This is a genomic window from Trichocoleus desertorum AS-A10 (assembly GCF_039962155.1).
Taxonomy (GTDB): Bacteria; Cyanobacteriota; Cyanobacteriia; order FACHB-46; family FACHB-46; genus Trichocoleus.
The window spans coordinates 1-24059 of sequence record NZ_JAMPKN010000024.1; the positions used below are offsets into that span (position 1 = coordinate 1).

General features: G+C 49.1%; 19 protein-coding genes. 11 read left to right on the forward strand and 8 right to left on the reverse strand.

Annotated elements, in window-relative coordinates; all coding sequences use genetic code 11:
* Positions 1-364 precede the first annotated feature (364 nt).
* Both nadC and argS read left to right on the forward strand, forming a co-directional pair.
* A complete protein-coding gene (gene nadC, locus NDA01_RS22620) occupies positions 365-1246 on the forward strand; it encodes a carboxylating nicotinate-nucleotide diphosphorylase (protein ID WP_190553479.1) in 882 nt (293 codons plus the stop codon).
* Positions 1247-1299: 53 nt separating this feature from the next.
* Entirely contained in the window at positions 1300-3057 is a 1758-nt protein-coding gene (gene argS / locus NDA01_RS22625) for an arginine--tRNA ligase (RefSeq protein ID WP_348229745.1), read from the forward strand.
* 34 nt (positions 3058-3091) lie between these two features.
* On the opposite strand, the gene def is transcribed toward argS, so the two are convergent.
* Both def and NDA01_RS22635 read right to left on the reverse strand, forming a co-directional pair.
* Entirely contained in the window at positions 3092-3631 is a 540-nt protein-coding gene (def, locus tag NDA01_RS22630; protein ID WP_348229746.1) for a peptide deformylase, read from the reverse strand.
* A gap of 88 nt (positions 3632-3719) precedes the next feature.
* A complete protein-coding gene (locus NDA01_RS22635) occupies positions 3720-5021 on the reverse strand; it encodes an HhoA/HhoB/HtrA family serine endopeptidase (protein ID WP_431193494.1) in 1302 nt (433 codons plus the stop codon).
* Positions 5022-6068: 1047 nt separating this feature from the next.
* Between NDA01_RS22635 and dnaA the strand changes: the two genes are divergently transcribed.
* Positions 6069-7478 (forward strand): chromosomal replication initiator protein DnaA, encoded by a 1410-nt coding sequence (gene dnaA / locus NDA01_RS22640; RefSeq protein WP_190436271.1) that lies wholly within the window; start codon positions 6069-6071, stop codon positions 7476-7478.
* 346 nt (positions 7479-7824) lie between these two features.
* Here dnaA and NDA01_RS22645 read toward each other — a convergent pair whose 3' ends face one another.
* Complete coding sequence (locus NDA01_RS22645; RefSeq protein ID WP_348229747.1) at positions 7825-8091, reverse strand: hypothetical protein; 267 nt, start codon at positions 8089-8091, stop codon at positions 7825-7827.
* On the opposite strand from NDA01_RS22645, the gene dnaN reads away from it, so the two are divergent.
* A complete protein-coding gene (dnaN, locus tag NDA01_RS22650) occupies positions 8090-9280 on the forward strand; it encodes a DNA polymerase III subunit beta (RefSeq protein ID WP_348229748.1) in 1191 nt (396 codons plus the stop codon). The two genes, NDA01_RS22645 and dnaN, sit on opposite strands and share 2 nt — an antisense overlap.
* A gap of 149 nt (positions 9281-9429) precedes the next feature.
* Here the strand turns inward: dnaN and NDA01_RS22655 are convergent, their stop codons facing one another.
* Positions 9430-10617 carry a TRC40/GET3/ArsA family transport-energizing ATPase gene (locus NDA01_RS22655; protein ID WP_190436281.1) on the reverse strand — a complete coding sequence of 396 codons (1188 nt, stop codon included), beginning with the start codon at positions 10615-10617 and terminating at the stop codon, positions 9430-9432.
* Positions 10618-11165: 548 nt separating this feature from the next.
* On the opposite strand from NDA01_RS22655, the gene NDA01_RS22660 reads away from it, so the two are divergent.
* Positions 11166-13463, forward strand: coding sequence for an AMIN domain-containing protein (locus NDA01_RS22660; RefSeq protein ID WP_348229749.1), 2298 nt, complete (start codon positions 11166-11168; stop codon positions 13461-13463).
* Between the two features lie 128 nt (positions 13464-13591).
* Here the strand turns inward: NDA01_RS22660 and NDA01_RS22665 are convergent, their stop codons facing one another.
* Positions 13592-14149, reverse strand: coding sequence for a DUF3172 domain-containing protein (locus NDA01_RS22665; protein WP_190436286.1), 558 nt, complete (start codon positions 14147-14149; stop codon positions 13592-13594).
* A gap of 140 nt (positions 14150-14289) precedes the next feature.
* Between NDA01_RS22665 and NDA01_RS22670 the strand changes: the two genes are divergently transcribed.
* Positions 14290-15114 (forward strand): ABC transporter permease, encoded by an 825-nt coding sequence (locus NDA01_RS22670; RefSeq protein WP_190553486.1) that lies wholly within the window; start codon positions 14290-14292, stop codon positions 15112-15114.
* Positions 15115-15120: 6 nt separating this feature from the next.
* The gene (locus tag NDA01_RS22675; RefSeq protein ID WP_348229750.1) at positions 15121-15921 is read left to right on the forward strand and encodes a DUF1186 domain-containing protein; all 801 of its coding nucleotides are present in this window, start codon (positions 15121-15123) and stop codon (positions 15919-15921) included.
* Positions 15922-16093: 172 nt separating this feature from the next.
* On the opposite strand, the gene ychF is transcribed toward NDA01_RS22675, so the two are convergent.
* Together ychF and NDA01_RS22685 are read right to left on the reverse strand one after the other, a co-directional pair.
* A complete protein-coding gene (gene ychF, locus NDA01_RS22680) occupies positions 16094-17182 on the reverse strand; it encodes a redox-regulated ATPase YchF (protein ID WP_348229751.1) in 1089 nt (362 codons plus the stop codon).
* A gap of 51 nt (positions 17183-17233) precedes the next feature.
* Positions 17234-17521, reverse strand: a complete 288-nt coding sequence (locus tag NDA01_RS22685; RefSeq protein ID WP_431193495.1) for a hypothetical protein — start codon at positions 17519-17521, stop codon at positions 17234-17236.
* Between the two features lie 29 nt (positions 17522-17550).
* Between NDA01_RS22685 and NDA01_RS22690 the strand changes: the two genes are divergently transcribed.
* The 3 genes from NDA01_RS22690 (at position 17551) to NDA01_RS22700 (ending at position 20874) form a co-directional block, all read left to right on the forward strand.
* On the forward strand, positions 17551-19050 hold the full coding sequence (locus NDA01_RS22690; RefSeq protein ID WP_348229752.1) for an aminotransferase class I/II-fold pyridoxal phosphate-dependent enzyme: 1500 nt from the start codon (positions 17551-17553) through the stop codon (positions 19048-19050).
* 161 nt (positions 19051-19211) lie between these two features.
* On the forward strand, positions 19212-19814 hold the full coding sequence (gene cbiT, locus NDA01_RS22695) for a precorrin-6Y C5,15-methyltransferase subunit CbiT (RefSeq protein ID WP_190436299.1): 603 nt from the start codon (positions 19212-19214) through the stop codon (positions 19812-19814).
* Positions 19815-20001: 187 nt separating this feature from the next.
* Complete coding sequence (locus NDA01_RS22700) at positions 20002-20874, forward strand: phosphatidate cytidylyltransferase (RefSeq protein ID WP_348229753.1); 873 nt, start codon at positions 20002-20004, stop codon at positions 20872-20874.
* Positions 20875-20920: 46 nt separating this feature from the next.
* Here NDA01_RS22700 and NDA01_RS22705 read toward each other — a convergent pair whose 3' ends face one another.
* A complete protein-coding gene (locus tag NDA01_RS22705) occupies positions 20921-21748 on the reverse strand; it encodes an LmeA family phospholipid-binding protein (protein ID WP_348229754.1) in 828 nt (275 codons plus the stop codon).
* Between the two features lie 810 nt (positions 21749-22558).
* Here NDA01_RS22705 and NDA01_RS22710 point away from each other — a divergent pair.
* Positions 22559-23818: a DUF4912 domain-containing protein gene (locus NDA01_RS22710; RefSeq protein WP_348229755.1), complete on the forward strand. Its 1260-nt coding sequence runs from the start codon at positions 22559-22561 to the stop codon at positions 23816-23818.
* Positions 23819-24059 lie beyond the last annotated feature (241 nt).

Here is a 24059-nt window from a genome sequence, read left to right on the forward strand (position 1 = left end):
GGTGCTATCTTGGCTTTCAAACTATTCTCTTTTCTAGGTGCGGGGGCCGACTGATTCGGTGCGCTTCCGCGCCCCTTCTCCCTCGACCGCTTAGCCAATATAACGAAGTCCACTGGTAGCTGTCAACCCCTTAAACCTGGTTTTTCTAAAATTGCCTCAAGGCAAGTTACTACATGGGTTTGAGCGATCGCAGCTTGTGGATAGCGACCGGAATGCCTATTTCTGACCTAAGCTTTTTCAGAAAAATGCCTAGCAGTAAGTTCATTCGTAAATGTAAGTAAGGCGGAAAGCTGTTGTCTCTTCAGTACCCCACTTCAATGGGAGTATGAGTTAAAGAGGGGATTGCTGCTTAACTTTGACTTCCATGAAAAATTCAACTGCCGTATTGCCACCATTTTTGGTCTTAGATCAATTGCTGCAAAGCTGGTTACTAGAGGATATTGGGCGAGGCGATCGCACCACTCAAAGTCTTTTAAGCCAAACCACAGACTTGAGGGAAGCCAAATGGATCGCTAAAGAGGCTGGAGTGATTGCTGGTCTACCAATCGCGGCGAGAGTTTTTCAGATTTTGAACGCGCAAGTTAGCTTAGTGACGGACATCAAAGAGGGCGAGTACTGTGAGGTTGGTCGAGTGGTGGCTCGGCTACACGGACCGATGGACGCGCTGTTGACAGGTGAACGAGTTGCTCTCAATTTAGCTATGCGACTGAGCGGAATTGCGACGGCCACTCGTCAGTATGTTGAGAAGATTGGCGACTTACCTACTCAACTAGTAGACACGCGCAAAACCACACCAGGTTTGAGATTGTTGGAGAAGTACGCATCTCAAGTAGGTGGCGCCGTTAACCACCGCATGGGCTTGGATGATGCAGTCATGATTAAAGATAACCACATTGCTGCGGCAGGAGGCATTGGTGAGGCGATCGCTCAAGTCCGAGCGCGGATTCCTTACCCCCTGACAATTGAGGTAGAGACTGAAACTTTATCCCAGGTCGAGGCAGCACTGAAATTTGGGGCCGACATTATTATGTTGGACAACATGCCCTTGGAAGTAATGCGACAAGCCGTGGGTTTAATTCGGCAGAAAAATGAGCAGATTAAGATTGAGGCTTCAGGCAATATTACGCTGGCAACTATTAGAGCGGCAGCGGAAACGGGTGTAGACTACGTTTCTACTAGTGCTCCGATCACGCGATCGACTTGGTTAGACCTCAGTATGAAGCTAGAGGTTGATAATTGTAATTGATAGCCACTAGCGATAGTTTGTAGTTTTGCCTTGAGCACTTCTCATTTTTTGTTATGAGCTCTACGATTGAACAACTCAAAGCTCGGTTTAGCCAAGCCTTTGTTGCAGCCTTTGGGGCTGAGTTAGCTGATACAGACCCAATATTGGTGCCTGCTAGCAATCCCAAGTTTGGCGATTACCAATCTAATGCGCCACTCTCCTTGACGAAGAAGTTGGGGCAGCCACCGCGCGCGATCGCAGAGCAAATTGTTCAGCAGTTGAATGTTTCTGATTTCTGTGCTCCCCCCATCATTGCTGGGCCTGGTTTTATCAACTTGACGCTCAAGCCAGAGTATTTAGCCGCTCAATTGCGATCGATGCAGGCAGGAGAGCGACTAGGGATTGAGCCAGTAAAGCAGCCTCAAAAAGTAGTGGTTGACTTTTCTAGCCCTAACATTGCCAAAGAAATGCACGTGGGGCACTTACGATCCACGATTATTGGAGATTCTGTTGCCCGCACTTTGGAATTTCGTGGGCATGATGTGCTGCGGCTGAATCATGTAGGGGATTGGGGCACTCAGTTTGGCATGTTGATTACCTACTTAAGAGAAGCCTGCCCAGAAGCCTTGACGACTTCCAATGCTTTGGAATTAGGCGATTTAGTGGCTTTCTACAAACGAGCCAAACAGCGTTTTGATGAAGACGAAGCCTTTAAGGAAGCCTCTCGGCAAGAAGTGGTGCGGTTGCAAGCTGGCGCAGAAGACTCAGTCAGAGCTTGGCAATTATTGTGTGAGCAGTCTCGGCAGGAGTTTCAGACAATTTACGATCGCCTAGATATCCACCTGACCGAGCGAGGAGAGTCTTTTTACAATCCCTTACTGGCAGCAGTGGTTGAAGACCTAGACAGGCTGCGGCTTTTGGTGGAAGACCAAGGGGCAAAGTGCGTCTTTCTAGAGGGGTTTACGAATAAAGAGGGGCAACCGTTGCCGCTGATTGTGCAGAAATCGGATGGAGGTTATAACTACGCCACAACTGATTTAGCGGCGCTGCGTTATCGGATTCAACAAGACGAAGCCAATCGCATTATTTATGTGACGGATGCGGGGCAGTCGAACCACTTTGCTCAGTTTTTCCAAGTGGCTAAGCGGGCGGGCTGGATTCCAGAAAATGTGGAAGTTGTTCATGTGCCGTTTGGTTTAGTGCAGGGTGAGGATGGCAAGCGACTGAAAACTCGCTCTGGAGACACTATTCGGTTAAAAGATTTGCTGGATGAGGCGATCGTGCGGGCTCGCGCAGATTCAGAAACGCGGCTACAGGAAGAAGAACGAGAGGAAACGGAAGAGTTTAAGGCTAATGTCGCTGAGGTCGTTGGAATTAGTGCAGTTAAATATGCTGATTTAAGCCAAAATCGTAACAGCAACTATATTTTTAGCTTCAACAAAATGTTGGATCTAAAAGGAAATACGGCCCCCTATATGCTCTATGCTTACGCTCGGATTCAAAGTATTAGCCGCAAGGGAGGCATTGACTTTCAGAATTTAGGATCAGATGTCGAAATTCTGTTGCAGTCTGATTTCGAATTAGTCTTAGCCAAGCATTTATTACAGTTAGGCGAAGTTTTAGCAACGGTTGAGCAAGATTTATTGCCTAACCGTCTTTGCCAATACCTGTATGAATTAAGTCAAAAATTCAATCAATTCTATGAAAACTGTGACGTTTTGAAGGCAGAGGAGCGATCGCGAACCTCTCGATTAGCCTTATGTGACTTGACGGCAAGAACATTAAAACTGGGTTTGTCGCTATTAGGAATTTCAGTTCTAGAGCGGATGTAAGAACTGATTTTGCGAGAAAAAGGTAGGGGTCTATCTACCCTTTCATTTCTTCAGCGATTAGTTTTTGATACTCTGCCTCTGTGAATAGATCTTGGTCACCTTCCACGCAATCGGGGAAGAGAATCCCATCCAAATGATCTAGTTCATGTTGAAAAATTCGAGCTACAAAATCAGTTAGTTCCTGTTGTTGTGGTTGCGCTGTGCGATCGCAATACTCAACTGTAATTATTTTGTATCTAGGAACTAATCCTCGGACATTTGGCACACTTAAACAGCCTTCCCATCCCTTTACCCTCTCGTCACTATGGGCCACAATGCGTGGATTAATCATTGCGGTTGGCTCCATTGTAGGAGCTTGAGGATAGCGAAGATTGGGACGAGAAGCCACAATAAATAAACGGCAAGAAGCTGAAATTTGGGGAGCCGCAATCCCGACACCATTCGACTTTTCTACAGTCAGGAGTAGATCGTCGATTAGTTGCTGTAATTGCTGATCTTGAATTTCATCAACCGCTTGAGCTTGCTGTCGGAGGACAGGATTTCCTAATTGCGCGATCGCACGGGCTTGGGTCATAACTTGATACTTGTGACTTGCCACAAAAAAGCCTTGCATTGATATCAATCTAGCAAGGCTAAGAGTTTAAGGACGAAGATAAAGCGGGTTATTCACTCTGAGCGGTTTGAGTTGGGAAGGGGCCAGGTTGCACTGCCAAGTTGAGAGTTTGGCCGTTTCGGCGTAGTTCTAAACGGAGCGTGCCACCTACAGAGCTGTTTTCTACTGCTTGTTGAATTTCATCTGCTGAGGTCACAGCCCGACCGTCCACTTTGCGAATCACATCCCCGATCCGTAGACCTGCTTTAGCGGCTGGGGAATTACGCATTACTCTTGCCACTAAGATGCCTTGGTCCTCTTGCACTTGAATATTGCTATTGGGATCACTGTTGAGCGTTTTTCTCAGCTCTGGCGTCAGAGTTGCCATTTGAATCCCCAAGAAGGGATGGTCTACGCTTCCCTTGGCGACTAGCTGGTTAGCAATCCGCTGAGCTGTATTGATGGGGATGGCAAATCCTAAGCCTTGTGCCCCACCAATAATAGCGGTGTTCATGCCAATCACTTGACCTTGCTGATTTAGCAATGGCCCTCCGGAGTTACCAGGGTTAATCGCTGCATCAGTTTGAATAAAGCCAACTCGCTTATCTGGAACGCCCACTTGAGAGCTAGTCCGCCCCGTCGCACTGATAATGCCTGCGGTTACGGTGTTGTCTAGTCCGAGGGGATTGCCGATCGCGATCGCCCATTCACCAGGTCTAATTTGCTCAGAATTACCCAGCTCAACCGTTGGTAAGTTACTAGCTTGAATCTTGATAACCGCCACATCTGTGACTGGATCTTGGCCCATGACTTTGCCACTGAAAGTGCGGCCATCTTTCAACGCCACGGTTACAGTATCGGCTCCATCTACTACGTGAGCATTGGTCAAAACCAATCCATCCGCTTTGATAATGAAACCAGAACCAGTTCCGCGCTCTACCCGGGTAGCAGGTCCAGAAGGAATCTCGGCTCCAAAAAATTGCCGGAAGAATGGATCGTTGAAAATTGCTGGGGTCCGTCTGGTCACAGTCCGAGCAGAGTCGATTCGGACTACGGCAGGACCGACTCTTTCTACTGCGGTGGCGATAAAGTTGGAGCCAGCAGTAATTGGTAAAGCTGGGATTTGAGCGACTGTGGTGGGAGCTGCAGCTTGTTGAGCTAGCGAAGGCTTAGAGGCGAACCAGCGATCGCCCGCAAACATCAATCCAGCTCCCACCATGAGGGGCACTAGATAAGTTGCAGGCTTGGCCCAGATGGCTGGACTGGTAGCATTGTTTTTAGGAGTAGAAGGGGTAACTGTAACAGACTCAGATTGTCCTACCCCATCCTGAGTCTCAGAGCGACGCAACTCAGAGTCGTGATTTGTTGCCATTTATCTTCAGTCCTCGGTAACAATAAACTCAAATTTGCAAAGTGTCTGCGTTTCCACGCTAGGTTCCACGTCGATCTTCATGCCCGCAGACTTGGCTAGATTGATGTACAGCTTTTGATTAGAGCCCTTGAAGATTAGTGACTCTAGATATTCTTAATCTAAGAAGTCGATGTGACATTGGGGTGACACTCTTATTCCAGGTTAATGAAACTAACTATTTTCAGGAATTTGCAAAGAATTAGACTGACTTATTCGGCTTTTTGCTCCCGTAACGCCCCCAATGTATCTTGAGAAAAATCTCACCTTGTCGGTCAAAATTCGTCATTTCAATTTCATCTCGAGAACACAAGATTGACAAACTCAATTGATAGTTTATGAACACAGGTGAATGAATGGCACGGACAGGCCGATTGCTGTTAGCTTTTGGGAATCCTCATGCTCAATCACATGGCTATCAGCGATCGCCTGCTCCTTCCTTACTTAGCTCTTCTTATTTTAGAAACTTTCTTCAGGACGATCACGCCACAGACTTTGTCCCTAGTCCTAGCCATTTCTGCCAGAAAGTTTGGTCGGAGTTTCTTAGGCTCCCCGGAGATGCTATAAGTATTCAGGAATACATTTATATTTTACTGAAGGCACCCTGGCCTAGCTCTGAGTGCTCGATAAGTTATTTTTTTGTTGCGATCGCTATTAGTTTTAACTCTTATCGTCAAAGGCGATCTTAGCGTCTCCCACTGTTGGCAAGCCGTAATTATACTGAAGCGTGTTAGTAAGTTAAGTGGCTTACTTCTCTGCGATCGCCACTCTCAATGCTTTTTGATCCTTACCGAATCACTCCATGTATAGTGGTTTGCTAACAAAAACCTGCTTTGAACCACCACATAGAAGATTAGTCTAAACTTCAGGTATGTTGAGCAGCAAGCCCGGTGGCCTGTTCGTGTCGTGGTGATGTTGGATTATTTCCCTATTGCCAGGTCGATTCGGTGCATAGTTTACTAGTTAGTTCTTCATGTTTGTTCTCCTGAGCGTCAGCGGTAGAGGTTAGCGGTGGAAATCACTCTTGAAAGTCTCTGGAATCAAATACTAGAGCGCCTACAGCTGCAACTGAGCCGCCCGACCTTTGAGACATGGATCAAAACTGCCAGCGTTGAGCAGCTAGAAAATAATTGCTTAGTCATTCGCACACCTAACCCCTTTGCGCGTAATTGGCTTCAGAAGTATTACGTCAAGACGATCGCCGACGTGGCTCAAGACATTCTGGGCTATAGCGTCGAGATTCACATCACCATTGCTGAGGGAGATGCAACCACCAATGGCGATTCTGAGGTTTTGTGGTCTTCTCCTAACGAAACACCCGCCGTCAGTGCTATTAGCAACGCTAGTAGTTCGAGTGCAGCCTACGCTAATCAGCAGTCCAAGCCGAAGGAACTCAACGTTAAATATGTGTTCTCACGCTTTGTGGTCGGTCCCAACAACCGGATGGCCCACGCCGCGTCTTTAGCAGTGGCTGAGTCTCCTGGGCGCGAGTTCAACCCTTTATTCTTGTGCGGTGGGGTAGGACTGGGAAAAACTCACCTGATGCAGGCGATCGGCCACTATCGGTTAGAAATTTGCCCAGATTCCAAAATTTTCTACGTTTCTACCGAGCAATTCACCAACGACTTGATTGCAGCGATTCGTAAGGACAGCATGCAAAGCTTTCGGGAGCATTACCGCGCTGCCGATGTGTTGCTAGTAGATGACATTCAGTTCATTGAAGGCAAGGAATATACCCAAGAAGAGTTTTTTCACACCTTCAATACCCTGCATGAAGCGGGTAAACAGGTAGTTCTCGCGTCCGATCGCCCTCCTAACCACATTCCACGCCTGCAAGAACGTCTGTGCTCTCGATTCTCAATGGGGCTAATTGCCGATATCCAATCCCCCGACTTAGAAACTCGGATGGCGATTCTGCAAAAGAAAGCAGAGTACGAGAATATGCGCCTGCCTCGCGAGGTGATTGAGTACATCGCTTCTAGCTATACTTCCAACATTCGGGAACTTGAAGGGGCGCTGATTCGAGCAGTGGCTTATATTTCAATTTCCGGGCTACCGATGCGAGTGGAAAATATTGCTGCCGTCCTTAATCCCCCAGTAGAGCAGATTGAAGCCTCACCGGAAGCTGTCATGAATGCGGTGGCTGATGTATTTGATATTGCGGTAGAAGAGATTAAAGGCCAGTCCAGACGCCGAGAAATTAGCTTAGCGCGGCAGGTTGGTATGTACTTGATGCGCCAGCACACAGACCTGAGCCTACCGAAGATTGGCGAAGAATTTGGCGGCAAAGACCATACGACTGTGATGTATAGCTGCGACAAAATTGCTCAACTTCGTACCAGCGATCCAGGTATGGCCCAAACTCTGCGTCAACTCAGCGATCGCATTAATTTAGCCAGTCAGAGCAAAGAGCGATCGTAGACTCACCCACCTTTGATAACAGCAGCTCGTCTTTGGGAGCTAGAAACCAGGAGCCACAATCCAGAGCTTTTGTGCTGCTCCTAGGTTCTGGCTCCCAACTTTTATAGAAAAGATGGAGGAGAACTTGCAGGTTTGTAGTACGCTAAATACAATACATCAGTACTAAATACTACAAAGTGAAATCAATTATGAGTGAACTTAATAGAATTTCATTAAGTATTTTTAAGCAAAATCTGCCTGTGGAAAACTCCCTTATTTCTGTGGAAAACTCTGTGGAAAACCTGTGGAAAGTTCTGAATATCGGTGGAAAACTTTGATAGGTATAAATACCCTGTGGAAAAGTCGGCTATTTTTTCCACAGGTTTTCCACAGGGCAATATTGGTTCAAATCTAGACAGGATAAAGCTTTTAAAAGTTTTTCCACATTTTCCACAGGCCCTACTACTACTACTTTAAAAAATAGTTTTAAAGAGAAGAGTAGATAGACTATCAGGGCAAAGCTGAAAATAGGTGCTCTAGCTTGTTCAAGCTGAGAGTGATACGATGTCGTTCTCCCACCAAGATTGCTCAAGTCACACCCTCCTGAGAAGAACTCGGCTAAATAAACTTCCATGAAATTGTTCTGTGCCCAAAGTGATCTCAGTGCTAATCTGTCGCTTGTTAGCCGTGCCATTCCTTCGCGACCGACTCATCCAGTTTTGGCTAACGTGCTACTCATTGCCGATGCGGCTGCACAACGAGTCAGCCTGACGGCATTTGACCTGAGTTTGGGAATTCGAACCAGTTTTGCGGCCCATGTGGAAACTGGAGGGGAAATTACACTGCCTGCCAAGTTGCTGAATGACATCGTTTCGCGCTTGCCAGAAGGGGAAATTAATTTAGCTGATGAAGCAGGAAACGCTGATGCCTCAGGTGAACCCAGCGATGTATTGCAAGCAACCCTTACTTGCTCCTCTGGCCGCTATCAAATGCGGGGGCTCAGTGCAGTAGAGTTTCCTGAGTTGCCTATCATCGAAGACGGTGAAGTGGTTTACTTGCCTGTGGAAGCATTGGTGCAAGGCTTGCAGGGGTCTTTGTTTGCCACCAGTGCGGATGAAACGAAGCAAATTCTGACGGGTGTGCATCTGACCTTGCAGCAAGGAAGCTTAGAGTTTGCAGCAACTGATGGTCACCGCTTAGCCGTGGTGCAGACGACGGGAGAAACCCCAGATGCTCAAGCTGGAGCCGCGATCGCAGATACCGAACTTACGGTCACGATTCCTGCTAAGACGCTGCGTGAGTTAGAGCGCATGGTGGGAATGCGCCCAGCCGAAGATGCCGTGGCATTGCACCTCAACCCCAGCCAAGCGGTTTTTGAATGGGCTGATCAACGCTTAACCAGCCGCCTGTTGGAAGGTCAATATCCTAACTACCGCCAACTGATTCCGCGGCAGTTCTCTCGGCAAATGACGGTGGAACGGCGATTGTTTCTGGGTGCGCTGGAGCGAATTGCAGTTTTAGCAGACCAAAAAAATAATGTGGTCAAGCTTAGCTTAGATTTGGAGCAGCAAGAGATTGCGCTTTCGGTTGATGCCCAAGATGTAGGAAATGGCCGAGAAGTGATTCCAGCTCAAGTATCGAGTGAAAGCGGTGACAGCCTAGATGTGGCGTTTAACGTCAAATATTTGATGGATGGCTTAAAAGCCCTAAATACATCTGAGATTCAGATGCAACTCAATTCAGCTACTACACCCGTAGTTTTAACCCCATTGGGCAGCGTCAAGATGACTTACTTGGTGATGCCAGTACAAATTAGGAGTTAGGTATTGCTGTTTGAGGGAGCGATCGCAATACCATCTCCACTCAGCAAATAATAAGCCACTGAAAAACGGACAATTGGTGTTTTTAACCCAATGTCCGTTTAGCTTTTACTATGACTGCTGAGATTGTAATTTCAGCTAAAACTAAGCTGCTAGACTCGAACGCTATCAGCAAAGCGGATTTTAAGGAAGTCGTCCTCCATTTTTGCTCCGGCGGGTTGCAAAGCAGCCAAAGATTGAGGCAGTACTAAGTTCCGGCGATGGTTTCCAATACGAATATTGAGTTCGTCGCCGTTCTTGCTCAGTTCCACTTGGTTCTTGGGGATGCCAGGTAAATACACTTCTAAACTGTATTGATTCTGATCTTGCACGATTCGTAAAGTGGTTTCTTTGTAATAAACCTGTGCTGGATCTTCGTCTTTATATAGAGTGTCTTTCAAGCGTTCTAAAGCGGCCAGTCCGCACATTTCTTCCGAATATAACGGCACTTCCTTCACGGGCAGGGGACTGAAGTTGTCGTGAATTTCTTGGCGATATTGTTGTTGATTGGCTTTCCACTTTTGGAAAAATGGATCGCTGACTTCATCCGGCAGAATCCGGTTGGCGATGACTAAATCAGTTGCCACGTTGTAGAGGCTGAGGTAAGCATGTGCCCGCAAAGACTCCTTAATCACCATCTTTTCGGGATTGGTGACGAGGCGAACCGAAGTTTGAGTGTTATCAGTTAAGACTTTTTCTAGGGCTTCAATCTGCTGGTAAAACTCGTAGGGTGCATCCATGACTTCATTGTCAGGCAACGAGAAGCCAGCTAGAGGCTTAAAAAAGGGTTCAATCAGCGGGCGCAAGGCGGCAGACACCTTCTGCAACGGCTTGTAGAAGCGCCGCATGTACCAGCCTGCCACTTCTGGCAAACTCAGCAGTCTTAAAGCGGTTCCGGTAGGGGCAGAGTCGATAATCAGTACATCGAACTCGTTTTCGTCATAGTGCCGTTTCATCCGCACTAAGCTAAAAATCTCATCCATGCCTGGTAGAATGGCGAGTTCTTCGGCTTCGACTCCTTCTAAACCGCGTGCTTGCAGAACTTGAGTAATGTAGCGTTTAACCGCACCCCAGTTACCCTCCAACTCCATTAAGGCATCGAGTTCTGCCCCCCAGAGATTCGGGCGAACGGTTCGAGGTTCATGCCCCAGTTCCATGTCGAAGCTATCGGCAAGAGAGTGGGCAGGGTCAGTGCTGAGAACTAGGGTTTTATAGCCCAGTTCGGCACAGCGCAGCCCAGTAGCTGCTGCAACGGAGGTTTTACCAACCCCTCCCTTGCCAGTCATGAGAATTACGCGCATGAATAATTTTGCCTTATCTAAGAATGATTAACATTCATTTACTTAATTATCCGTACTTTACAAAGCCCGGAGTGAGGGGTCAATCTCAGCTACCAAGCTCAAGGGACTGGCAACAGAGCCTAGGGTGCGAGCGCAAGCCTCTTGCAAACCTGTTGCCAACTTAACCACCTGCTGCAAAAGCCGCCATGATCAAGGCTGAAAGCAGAATTCCAGGTGTGAGTAGCATGACGAGCATCAGTAAATCGTGATTGGACATTAGCGGCTCCTAAACTTCTAAACTGATAACGAGTCGAGAGAAGAGAGATTGACAATAAGGTTTTGCCAAATTGGACTTAAACGTCCTTTTACACCTTAGCAAGTCTTGCTGGAGTGCTGTTTCAGTCTAGAGGGAGGCTTCTAAGTGCCAGCCAAAAGCGCTAAAAGTCTTTACGCCCCGCAGCTAAAAATTACTTAGAAAAACTTTCTTAAATTTAAGTATTGCAATCTCAGGCAGTACGATTATCCTGAATGCCAAGATTGGGTCTTGCTTAGTCAAAAGCTTAAAAGCGATGCAAAATCAGAAATCGGTGTGGGGATTACCGTTGCGGCAACAAGTGATTTCGCTGGCGCTGTCGGGCAATTGCCTCTGGGCGACGCTTGGGGTTAGCGCCGGAGTCATAGGAGCGATCGCGCAGATAGCCCCAGTTCAGGCAGCCGTCCTAACTCAATGGCAATTTAACTCAGCCGCTAACCAGCTAGAAATCACAGTCCCAGAAGGCACTCAACCCCGCTATTTCCTGCTCGCGAAACCTGCCCGCATTGTGCTGGACTTACCCAACACACAGATAGGTTCAGTGCCAACCGAGCAAACATTGTCTGGACCCGTGCAGCAAATTCGTGTGTCACAGCAGCAAGCTGGCTCTACCCGCATCGTCATGCAACTTGCTCCTAATGTGGTGTTTGCGCCAGGTCAGGTGAAGCTAGAACAGGCTGGCAGTGGCAAGGCAGGGACTCGTTGGGTGCTGCGTCCTTTAATCTCTGGTAATAGTACCTCTACGCCCACCGTCGCTGCCAAACCTGCTGCCTCAGCTACCGGCGCTACCAAACCCCAATCCACTGTCCCTACTCCCCCCTCGGTACAGCCATCTGCTCCTGCTGCATCAAGTACTCAGCGATCGCAACCCTCTCCACCTGCGGTCACAAACGAGCGATCGCAACCCACTACCCCTGCTCCTCTAAGAAGTCGAATTACGAGAAATGCTGCCGACCTATTAGCACCTGGCGATCGTTCATTTGATAACTCATCTGCACCCTCACCGGAACCGTCCCCTGCGATCGCAGCTCCAACAGCACCATCTCCTCAACCATCTGACCTATTAGGGCCAGCACCAGCAACTCCAGACACAGCCATCTTTAGTCCTAGGTTGTCGCCTGAGGTGACTCCTGCTACGCCTACGCCGACACCCAGACCGACTCAGAGCGCTCCAACTCGCGATCGCCCAGCTCCAACTACGCCTGCAAAACCATCTGCGCCACCAAAATCTCCTGCACCCTCAACAGCCGCCCAACCAACAGCACAGCCAGTAGTCAAGCCGCCCCTACCCACTCCCTCAGCTCAACCCAACCGGGCCACAAGTACAGCGATCGCTCCAACTCCTGCGGTGACTCCTGTATCTAAACCGTTGCCAGAACCTCAGCCACCAGCAGTACCCGTTGTGGCAGAGCCAGTAGAAACGGCTCCTGTTGCACCTGTTCAATCGGAGGTGAAACCTACTACGAATCTGCCTCAACCTACTCCAGAACTAGAGACAGCAGTATTACCTCCTGCTAACTTTCGATCGCAGCAGTCTGTAACCGTGAGTGTGCCGCCGATGAACAGTACTACTGCCTCTACTCAGGTTCCTCAATTAGGCGATCGCGCGCCAACTACCACTACTAATACGGAACCTAACCCTGGGTTGCCTCCAGCGGTTTTTACGCCACAGCCCAGCGCCACTGTAACCGTGCCATCTTTGTCATCCCCTTCGATACAGCCTGCCCCTACCCGCGCAGTGACATTGGAATCGCCTCAACTAGCAAGAACCCCGAACGTAGATGAAGCTGCGGGGCGGGTGATTGAGTTTGGTCAACCCTTAGCAGCTACCAGCTCCACGCCTGCCGCTGCGACACCTCCTAACTTGCCAACTTTGGAGTCGGAAACAGATCTGCCCACAGAAACTCCTAGTGCTATCAGTGCTAGAGCAACGGCTCCAGTAACAGTGCCACCGTTACCGCGTTCAACTGCTAACTCCTCATCCACCGAGTTGGATTTTCAGCGTCCCTCCGACTTACCGTCTAAATCGCAGCCAAATATAGAAGCAGAAAGTTCTAATTTGGTGGCTGTAGGAGACGGAATTGTGTTGCCCACTGGCACCACATTACAACTGCAATATTCTGGGACTGAAGTTTTGGAACTAAGGCCAGGAGCGCCGCAGCAAGAAGTGCTGTTGTTGCAAACCGAGATTCGCGATCGCAACGGTAGCATCTTGGCTCCAACTGGGGCACCCGTCATTGGACGTTTTGAAACGACGAGTGGTGGTAGCCGCTTTGTGGCGCAGGCCATTAGCTTACAAGGTCGAAATGTACCACTCGCGGCTGAATCAGCACTTCTGGGAGGCAAACTAAAAGTTGCACAGGATAAAGTTGTGAGAAATTCAGCTCTAGGAGCGTTGGCTGGAGCCCTAGTGGGTGGCTTATCTGGCGAAGAAGTGATTGGGGGCGCAGCAGCGGGGGCGGCAGTCACTTACCTAGCTTCACCCAAACCCGCCAAGCTCCAACCAGGCCAAGTAATACGAGTACGCCTGACGGAAGTGCTGCGATCGCCTTAACTCTCTGGCCTATGCTTTACACAACTTCCTTCACTAGCAAATCGAACCCATAAAAAATTCCGCCCTAGTTGCAGCGTTGCCATACTAACTAGAGCGGAATTCTGTTTAACCAAATTGCGCGTGTTGGATTAGAACTTGTCGCTTTCGGGTAAGGGCGCACCGCCAGAACCGGACTGGTTGAGGAAGAGGTTCTGTGCTGCGTCATTTTGATAGATGCAACTGATTTGGGGTGAGCTTTCCAGGGTTCCGGTAAAACCAAAGGTATTCATTCGGTTTTTACATTCACGCAGTTGATCTCCGGAGATCAAGTTACGTTGCCGGAGGACTTCCCAGTTACTGCTGCGTAAGACGCATCCTGGTTGCATCTTGGGTTGAGAAATATACACACTAAAGGGGTTGAGCGTCACAAAAACTCTGGTGTCCATTGTGATCGCGCTAGCGCCGTACTGCACACAGATTTCTGGGTTGGGAGCAGCTCGGTCAATAAACTCACGAGTAGCCACGTTCTCAGGCCCAGAGCTAGCCACAGAGCTAAACGCAATGCCAATGCCAATCCCTAAAATAAAGACACCGCTCAAAATTGCTAGCGTCGTGGCGCTTAACGCTGAAGCAAACGATGAGCCGTTGCGGCTGGGACTAGCAGCAGGACGAGCTGGAGGTGGTGAAGGCTTAGGTCTGCGATTCATGGCGACTGATTGAATTTTGAGTAAATAACAAAGTAACGTTGCAACTGCGCTTCTTATCCCAGTATGCCGTTAATTTTTCGGCAATCTGAGCCGTGTGACAATAGGAAGGCTTGTGTGGTCAAGTTTTTGAGCGATTAACCGTGACTTCTTCATCTCCATTTCGACAAGGAAAACCTTTTAATTCACCCACTCAAAACATTTTGGGAGATAGCCTCACGGTTTTGTGGGGAGATTGGCTAGATTTAAGAATCCGGATTGCCCAAATTGCGGCGTCTGGTTTAGTATCGCCCCTTATTTATATTTTGGCGTTTGGTTTGGGTTTAGGCAGCTCTTTGGATAAAGTGGCTCAACCCTCGGCAGGCGAGAATTACTTGCAATTTATTTTGCCTGGAATGGTGGCGTTGTCGTCAATGGCAATTAGTTTTGGCGGCACCACTTTCTCAATTTGTGGAGAGCGACTATTTACCAAGACGTTTGAAGAAATGCTGTTGCTCCCGGTGCATCCTTTGTCGTTGTTTCTCGGCAAGATGCTAGCGGGTGTGATTCGGGGTTTGATGACTTCAGGTTCGGTGATTCTGGTGGCTATCTTATTTACCGGCAAGATTTGGAGCTTCTTAAATCCACTATTTCTGCTGTTGCTAGTGCTAAATTGTGCGGTGTTTGCAGGCTTGGGAGTGATTGTAGGGTTGAGTGTGCGATCGCTCGAAAGTGTGGGTCTCTACAACAACTTTTTGATTGTGCCAATGTCATTTCTCGGAGCCACATTTTTCGATCCCGCAGCCTTACCTGTGGCGCTCAAGGGAATTGTGTATTTGCTGCCGCTGACCTATGCCAGCATTGGGTTAAGGGCTGCGGCTTACTTACCGTTGAGCCAGTTTCCTTGGTATAGCATTGGGGTATTACTGTTGGCGGCGATCGCTCTCTCCGCGATTGGAGCGTACAAATTCTCTCATCAACAGGATTAAGCAATCATGGCCTCAGATTATGCTCCTCCTGTTGATCGTCTCTTGGTCTTTGGTCATTGTCGTGACTCGATAGCTAACTGGCCCGACCACCCCAAAGTACTAGAACTAGGGCCAGAGTATATTCCTGACTTGATTCGGATGGCAACTGACGAAGAATTATGGTTGCTAGAGTCCGAGGGTTTAGAGATTTGGGCACCGATCCATGCTTGGCGATCGCTCGGTCAACTGCGAGCTGAAGCCGCAATCGAGCCTTTGCTGAGCTTGCTGCACCGGATGGATGACGAGGGCAATGACTGGATCGGAGAAGAATTGCCAGAAGTTTTTGGCATGATTGGAGCCGCAGCTATTTCAGCTCTTAGCACTTACCTGGCTGATAAAACACATGGGCTTTCGGCACGAACCGCGGCATCTGAGGCTTTGGTAAAGATTGCCGAGCAGTATCCAGAAACACAAGAGAAATCTATTGCCGCGATCGCTCACCAGCTAGAGCAATTTACCAAGAACAACCCAGTGCTGAACGGCATGCTAGTTGCAGCATTGCTGGACCTGAAGGCGGTGGAAGCTGCCCCGGTTATGGAAAGAGCTTTTGCTGCTAATCGAGTCGATGAAACGATCGCGGGTGACTGGGAGGAGGTGCAGCTAGATCTAGGCATGGTCTCCAAACTAGAGTTGCGCCAACGCCGATTTGCAGCTTCTCAACGTCCCGTGGTTGATTTCTCTACAGTCACTCAACCCAAACCAGATGTCACAGGTTTTGGCTCATCTTCTTCTGAGCAATCTAAGAAAAAGGGTAAGAAGAAAAAATAGGCGATCGCATATGGTGCGTTGCAACGTACCGAATTCAATTCCCGAGTGATGCCCGAAAGAGGTAAGCGATCGCCTCCATGAATTCTTAGAGTGGTGCGTTGCTACGGGAGTGAATGGGCAACAAAAAAGGTGAGCGATCGCCCACCTCAAAAAACTCTTTAATTATTAGAACTTAGACGTTAAAGCGGAAGAGCAGTACGTCACCTTCTTGGACGATATATTCTTTACCTTCACTGCGAACTAAGCCTTTCTCCTTCGCAGCAGTCATTGAGCCTGTGGTAGTTAAATCTTTGTACGCGACTGTTTCAGCTCGGATGAAGCCCCGCTCGAAATCGGAGTGGATCACGCCAGCGGCTTGAGGGGCAGACATGCCCGCTTTGATCGTCCAAGCGCGGGTTTCTTTAGGGCCAGTGGTGAAATAGGTGCGGAGACCTAAGAGTTCGTAGGTGGCGCGGATGAGGGATTTGAGGCCGCCTTCTTCTACACCTAAGGAAGCCAAGAAATCTTGGCGCTCATCTTCAGGGATTTCGATCAGTTCTGACTCAACCTGAGCCGAAACGACCACCACTTGGGCTTCTGAGCCTGCATACTGCCGTACTTGCTCCACGTGAGCATTCCCCGTTGCGAGGTCATCTTCTGAAACGTTAGCGGCGTAGATGATCGGCTTACGAGTTAGCAGACCTAGAGGCTTAACGACGAGTTCTTCTTCCTCGTTCAGGTCTACTTGGCGAGCTTGTTTGCCTTCGTTGAGGGCGGCGCTTAGTTTTTCCAGTGCGCCCAGCTCAATTTGAGCTTCTTTGCTGGTGCGGGCATTTTTGCGGGTGCGCTCAATCTTGCGATCGATTTGGAATAGATCAGACAATCCTAGTTCTAGGTTGATCACTTCGATGTCGCGGACTGGATCAACCGAACCGGAGACGTGGATGATGTCGTCGTTCTCGAAGCAGCGCACCACATGCACGATTGCATCGACTTCACGAATGTTGGCGAGAAATTGGTTGCCCAACCCTTCCCCTTTGCTAGCACCTTTCACCAATCCAGCGATGTCTACAAACTCAACCCGTGTGGGCACAATTTCTGCTGAGCTAGAAATCTGAGCAAGGGCTTGCAGCCGCTCATCAGGAACCGCGACCACGCCAACATTTGGTTCGATGGTGCAGAAAGGAAAGTTGGCAGCTTGAGCTTTGGCATTAGCGACCAAAGCATTGAATAAAGTTGATTTTCCGACGTTGGGCAGTCCAACAATCCCGGCTCTTAGCATGTCAGTTCGGTTGCGTGAGTAAACAATTCAGCAGATGGGCTGATATTGATTTTATTGCGGTTCCGGAATCGTTTGTGGAATTGGCGCGGGGACTGTTTGTGGGATTGGTGCGGGAACAGGCTCAGGAACTGGGCTAGGAATGGTTTCAGGGACTACTTGGGGAATCGGTTCGGGTACAGGGCCAGGAATGGGTTCTGGAATCATCGGGCCTGGGTTTGGTTCTAATGGACCCGGACCCGGTGTGGGGATTTGTGGCTCTGGAATGCTAATCATGTACATGGCGATCTGCGCTCCGTTAGATAACGCTTCCACGGTAAAGGGCGATCGCACTATTGCCATCTCTCATAAGTAACGACCTCATAAATTCTGTGAACCTTGTCGAATTACAACACCAAACGCCTCTGCTTGATGCTTTACGGCATTGTGCTCAACGACCCAACACACCGTTTTACGCACCGGGGCACAAACGCGGGCAAGGAATTCCATCGCAACTCTCTAATCTCTTAGGATCTCAAGTCTTTCGAGCTGATCTACCAGAGTTGGTGGAATTAGATAACCTATTTGCGCCTCAAGGACCAATCCAAGCTGCGCAAGAGCTAGCTGCACAAGCCTTTGGAGCGGAGCAAACTTGGTTTTTGGCAAATGGTTCTACTAGTGGTGTGATTGCTGCGATTATTGCAACTTGCAATCCGGGCGATCGCATCATTCTGCCGCGCAATGTTCACCAATCTGCAATTTCAGGCTTGATTCTCTCTGGAGCCATTCCCGTTTTTGTAGAGCCAGAATACGATCCAGTTTTGGATTTAGTACACAGCATTACCCCTGCTGGTGTGACTACTGCCCTAACGCAATACCCCGATGCCAAAGCTCTGTTGATGGTCTACCCAACTTATTACGGGGTCTGCGGAGATGTGCAGGCGATCGCTCAACTCGCCCACGCGCAAGGCATCCCATTATTAGTAGATGAAGCCCACGGGCCGCATTTTGTTTTTCATCCAGAGTTGCCAACCGCTGCCTTAGCTGCTGGAGCTGATTTGGCGGTGCAATCGATTCATAAGGTGCTGTCAGCCATGACCCAGGCGGCAATGTTGCATGTGCAGGGAGAACGGGTAGATCGCGATCGCCTTACCAAAGCTTTGCAACTTGTCCAATCCACCAGCCCCAGCTATCTCTTGTTGGCTTCACTAGATGCCGCACGTCAACAGATGGCAACTCAAGGCCAAGCACTGATGACCCAGACCTTGCAGCTCGCAGACTTAGCCAGAACCCAAATTAGCCAAATTCTTGGCCTGCAAGTTTTGCAATTAGAACAGGCAGGCTCTCCCGGATTTGCAACGCTCGATCGCACCCGCTTAACTGTGACAGTTTCAGGTTTAGGTTTGACGGGTTTTGAAGCCGATGAAATTCTCAACGAAGAATTTGGCGTCACCGCTGAACTTCCCTCCCTGCAACATCTGACATTTATCATCAGCTTGGGAAATACTGAGGCTGATATTCAACAGCTAGTAATGGCGCTTAAATCGTTGACAGAAGGGCATCATGGTTCTCTACCTAGCAACCTTGTAGGGGCGAACGGCCGTTTGCCCCTACCCAATGTGATGTTGTCACCGCGTGACGCTTGGTTTGCTCCGACTGAGACTGTAGCGATCGCCCAAGCAGTGAATCGAGTCAGCGCCGAACTGGTTTGCCCCTATCCTCCCGGAATCCCCATCTTGGTGCCAGGAGAAGCGATCGCATCAGAAGCAATCAACTATCTACAACAAGTCCTAGCAGCGGGAGGTTTCATCACAGGTTGTGCGGATGCTAGCTTGCAAACCCTAAAAGTGGCGAAAGAGGAAGCAGGAAAGATAAGAAATGAAAAAGCTTGAAGCAATAGATAAAGGTTGAGCTAAACCTCTAAACTTCAGTGTTGGTCAGCACTAATTTTTCTAGACTGGTAGGAATTACGATGAAGTCATTCCTTTAATTTTCTTTGTTTTCGCTTCTTTGATCTCCATCCTTCCTCCCTCATCCTTCATCTTCTAAAGCCATGTCTTCTCCCCTCTGGCCCTATGTGACTCCCGGCATTCCTGATGATCTGTTCGAGCGGTTGCCTGGGATTCCGATGAGCCAACGGGAGGTGCGGTTGTTGTTGGTGTCTCATCTGCGGTTATGCTCAGACTCGATTCTGTGGGACATTGGGGCGGGGACAGGCACAATTCCGGTGGAAGCAGGGTTGCTATGCCCAAAGGGGCGGATTGTGGCAATCGAGCGAGATGAGGAAGTTGCGAGTCTAATTCGGCGGAACTGCGATCGCTTTGGGGTCAAGAATGTAGAAATTGTAGAAGGCAGCGCCCCCGAATGCCTGGAAAACATTCAGCATCGGCCTAACCGTGTTTGCCTAGAGGGTGGCCGTTCGATTAAAACCATCCTCAAAGCTGCGTGGGAACATCTCGATTTACAGGGGCGGGTGGTTGTAACTGCTTCCAGCTTGGAGGGTTTGTATGCCGCCTCTGAGAGCTTTTCGGAATTGCAGGTTCGCAATATTGAAGTGGTGCAATCGGCCATGAACCGTTTAGAGAAGCGAGGCATGAATCAAACCTTTGCTTCAGTAGATCCGATCTTTGTCCTCAGCGGCGAGAAGCTAGAGTGAGCTTGAATTTGCTCCGAATTGCTTAAAGTGTGCCAAAGTAATTCTTAACCTTCAGCTAACCTTATGATTCGGCTCTAGCCTAGACTGAGGCCAGATTGGAGTGTGCCTACCGATTCCTCAGGGGCTCTAGAAAAGTTCCATACTGTAGGAATTGCGGGGTGAACAATTCATGTAAGAAACCTATCTTATGCCTTGGTCTCGGATTGTTAGTGGAATTATTGCGATCGCCCTGGCTCTAGCTTTGACAGTTGTGGGGGGCTGGTACTACACCTTGGCGTTTGGTGTGCTCATTTATTTAGGCCAATTAGAGTATTTTCAACTAGTTCGCGCTAAAGGGATATTACCTGCTGCTAAGACAACGCTGGTCGTCAGCCAAGCGTTATTGGTACTCTCCACAATCGCCCCAGATTTAGCAGACGCAGTGTTTCCCGTTGCGGGTACGTTTATCTGTTTCTATCTCCTGTTTCAGCCCAAATTTGCCACGATCGCCGATATTTCCGCCTCGATCATGGGCCTGTTTTATGGAGGCTATTTACCGAGCTATTGGGTGAGGCTGCGATCGCTCGGTACGATTGAGCACAGCAACCTGCCGCTGTGGGGCTACTGGCCTGAGCAATGGACCAATTTGCAGGCACTACCCCAAGGTTTGACCGCGACTTTGCTCGCGTTCTGCTGTATTTGGGCCGCTGATATTGGCGCTTATACCTTTGGTAAATTCTTTGGTCGCACTCGCCTCTCAGACATCAGCCCCAAGAAAACAGTAGAAGGAGCAGTGTTTGGGGTGTTTGGCAGCATTGCCGTTGCGATCGCTGGTTCTTGGTGGCTAGATTGGTCCGGGTGGCCCCTGACTGGCTTTGCCTTGGGTCTGTTGATCGGCATTGCTAGCTTGTTAGGAGACCTGACAGAATCGATGATGAAGCGAGATGCAGGAGTCAAAGATTCGGGACAGCTCATCCCTGGACATGGTGGCATTCTCGATCGCGCCGATAGTTACGTGTTTACAGCGCCACTGGTCTATTATTTCGTGACGCTGCTACTGCCGCTTTTACCTCAGACTTAAATAAAGAGAAAAAGGTAATGCCAAGGGCATTACCTTTTTCTGATTTCTATGCTGGCGTGACCATAATGCGACCGCGACAAATTAGGGTGCTGTTTTCTAAAGACAATTCTTGAAGGTCTACTTCTGGGCCTAGGTCTATTTCAAAGCCGTCCAGATCGCCTAAAGGCAGACCCCGCTTGGCTTGCAGATGAGTCAACCACTGGGGGCGATCGAGCTGCAAAGTATGACCGTTTTTGAGCCGTAATCCAGTACGAATTACGATTGGGGTAAGCATTCCACTCACAGCAACCAGACTGGCACTGAGCGTCAGTTGACCCGCAGCAATAATGATTTGCGAGTTTTGTAAGTTGATTGCTTGGTGCCCAGGCAGGGGCGCATCTAAAACCGCTTGAATTTCTGATTTCAGCAGAGTGGCTAAGAATTCTGCTAAAGCGTTGGCCAATAAAGGGGCTGACAGCGAAGCATTTAGGTCTGCTTCTTCTAGCACTAAGCTGCCTGTGACAGGGATCGGTTCTAGCAGATTCAGCGGTTTGCCCCGCATAACTTGACCCAAATTAATCCGAATGTTTTCTCCGACGAGTTGCAAGTGACTGAGATGCAGCCCTTGGTAAATCGCTTTGTGGGCCGTGATCCCCACTCGCTGAATTTGACCCGTCAGGATGCGGCGATCGCCCCCTTCAATCTTGACTTGCAACTCTTCTACCTGCTCCACCTGCGATCGCAACCACAGCCTCACTGCGGGCGACAACACCTTGCTGATCAGTTGGCTTTGCTTTGGGGTGGGTGAGTTGGCAGCTAAATCTACAGGAGATTGGGGCTGAGCAGAGTCAGGAGCGGGAGGACCCACTTTAGGAGAACTGGAGCTAGAATCCATTGCTTTAGAACTGGGGAAAAGGGTAGAGAACACAGATGATGTCGCCGTAACTGTCTGCTCAGACTGCAACCTGAGAATAGCAAGCGATTAGATAGAGCGAGATTGCGTACTGCAAGCAATGACGTTAGTTGCAGCCCAAAAGGTTGCAGAGCCATGCGTGCATATGCAACCTCCACTGCAAAAAAGCTTACAGGAAGGCCGCAAAATTCCCACCATGACGTTGGTGAAACAATTGTCATCAATTCATAACTGAGCGCTGAGCCTGGCAAGCTGGCGATCGCCAAAGTGTATAGGTACTTGATCCCCAGTCCTCAACTAATGTCATGAAAACATGACATATGATCCCCGGTCACCTTGTAAATGCGTAGAAGTGCTTAAAATTGCCATTTTTACCTCTTGACCCAGTTAAATCTTTTCTGCAACATATGAGTAACCTAACGATCCCAGCGATCCCAAATGAATTCTGGTTTACTAACCACTTTTCCTAAACCGTTGACGATGGAAAAAGCAACGGGGATCAATCCTCAATACTTTTTAGCAATCGCGGGATCAATCACTGGGTTACTCAGGAATTCGCACAAGGAATGTAGAGTTTTTTTGAACTCACTAGCCTGCTTTCGAGCGTAGTCTTCTAGCCAATGAGCTAGAACATTGCCTCATATCGATCATCTTCGTTTTGCAAGTAGGGAGGGGCTACAGAGCGGAAGGTAACGATTGTGCAGAGTCTACGAGCAGGCATGCATCACTCGCTTATACGTCAAGTCATCTAGTGATCTACTTGCCGTTGAAACTATTTGGAGACCCTAACTCATGGCTAAGGAACGTCCACCTTTAGAAGAGATGACTCTGCGGCAGCTACGTAAAGTGGCTAGCGAATGTAATATTTCTCGCTATAGCCGCATGCGTAAAGATCAGCTGCTAGCAGCGATTCAAGAAGTGCAACGCACCAAGTTTTCTCTCAGTCCATCTCGCACGCTGGAGGCACAAGAAGAAGTGGAAGCAGCAAAGTTTGATGTAGGTCAAGAAGACCGTACAGGAGGTTCGCTAGCTGCCGTTGATGAAGGATTGGCTGAGCTCCCTGAGGGGTATGGGGAGAGCCGCATTGTTCTGATGCCTCGTGACCCACAGTGGGCTTACACCTATTGGGATATCCCCAATGAGCACAAGGAAGACTTGCGCCGTCAAGGTGGTCAACAACTGGCTCTGCGTCTTTATGATGTGACAGATGTAAGCCTGGAATACCAGAGCCCCCACAGCATTCAAGAGTTTCCCAGCGATGAATTGGCGCGTGAGTGGTATCTACCCGTTCCAGTCAGCGATCGCGACTATGTCGTAGATATCGGTTATCGCTGTGCGGATGGTCGCTGGTTGGTGTTGGCGCGTTCTGCTCCGGTGCGGGTGCCTCCGGTGTATCCCTCTGACTGGATTGAAGATCAGTTCATCTCACTCGGCTGGGAAGAAGATCTACGCGGTAAGACCTTCCTAGAGCTGATTCCACCGGCTAAGCGAGCTGCGGCGGCTACAACTGGCTACGATGCAGGTGCCGCGATCGATGCTGCTGGCAACCCCATCTACGATGCCATTTTTGGTATGGCGCAAACGACGGAAGCTCAGCGAGTCGCGGGTTCGCTCTACGGCTCGATGCAGCAAGTGCCTGTACACGAGCAAGCAGTTAGCTCCTATGTCTTCCCCTCTGGTGTCGGCATGTGGGCAGTCCCCACGGCTTCTGGCTTGAATATGTCTGGTGTCGGCATGTCTGGAGCTGGCTTCGCTTCCGCCCCTCCCATTCGCCCTCGTCAGTTCTGGCTAGTTGCGGATGCAGAACTAATTGTCTATGGTGCTACCGAACCCGACGCGACAGTAACGATTGGTGGTCGCCCCATCAAGCTCAACCCAGACGGCACGTTCCGCTTCCAAATGTCGTTCCAAGATGGCTTGATTGACTACCCCATTATGGCGGTGGCCGCAGATGGCGAACAAACGCGATCGATCCACATGAATTTCACTCGCGAAACGCCTTCTCGCAATACCAACACGAAGGAAGAAGCCGTTCCTGAATGGCTGTCCTAATTCCTTAAAGTTACACAACTAAAAAACAAAACCCCTGGTTACGCGATCGGGGGTTTCTTGTTTATGACTTTCACATCTTCCAATTCATGTCTTCTATCTAAATTGCTAGGAGCATAGACAAAGTTAATAGTAAGACAGTACATTTAGCTTGCCTAGAAGTGGCTAAGGTTTATGTGAGTTTTGGATAAGAACTGATATATATTAATTTCCAACTTAATATATATGCTATTAATTGAAATTG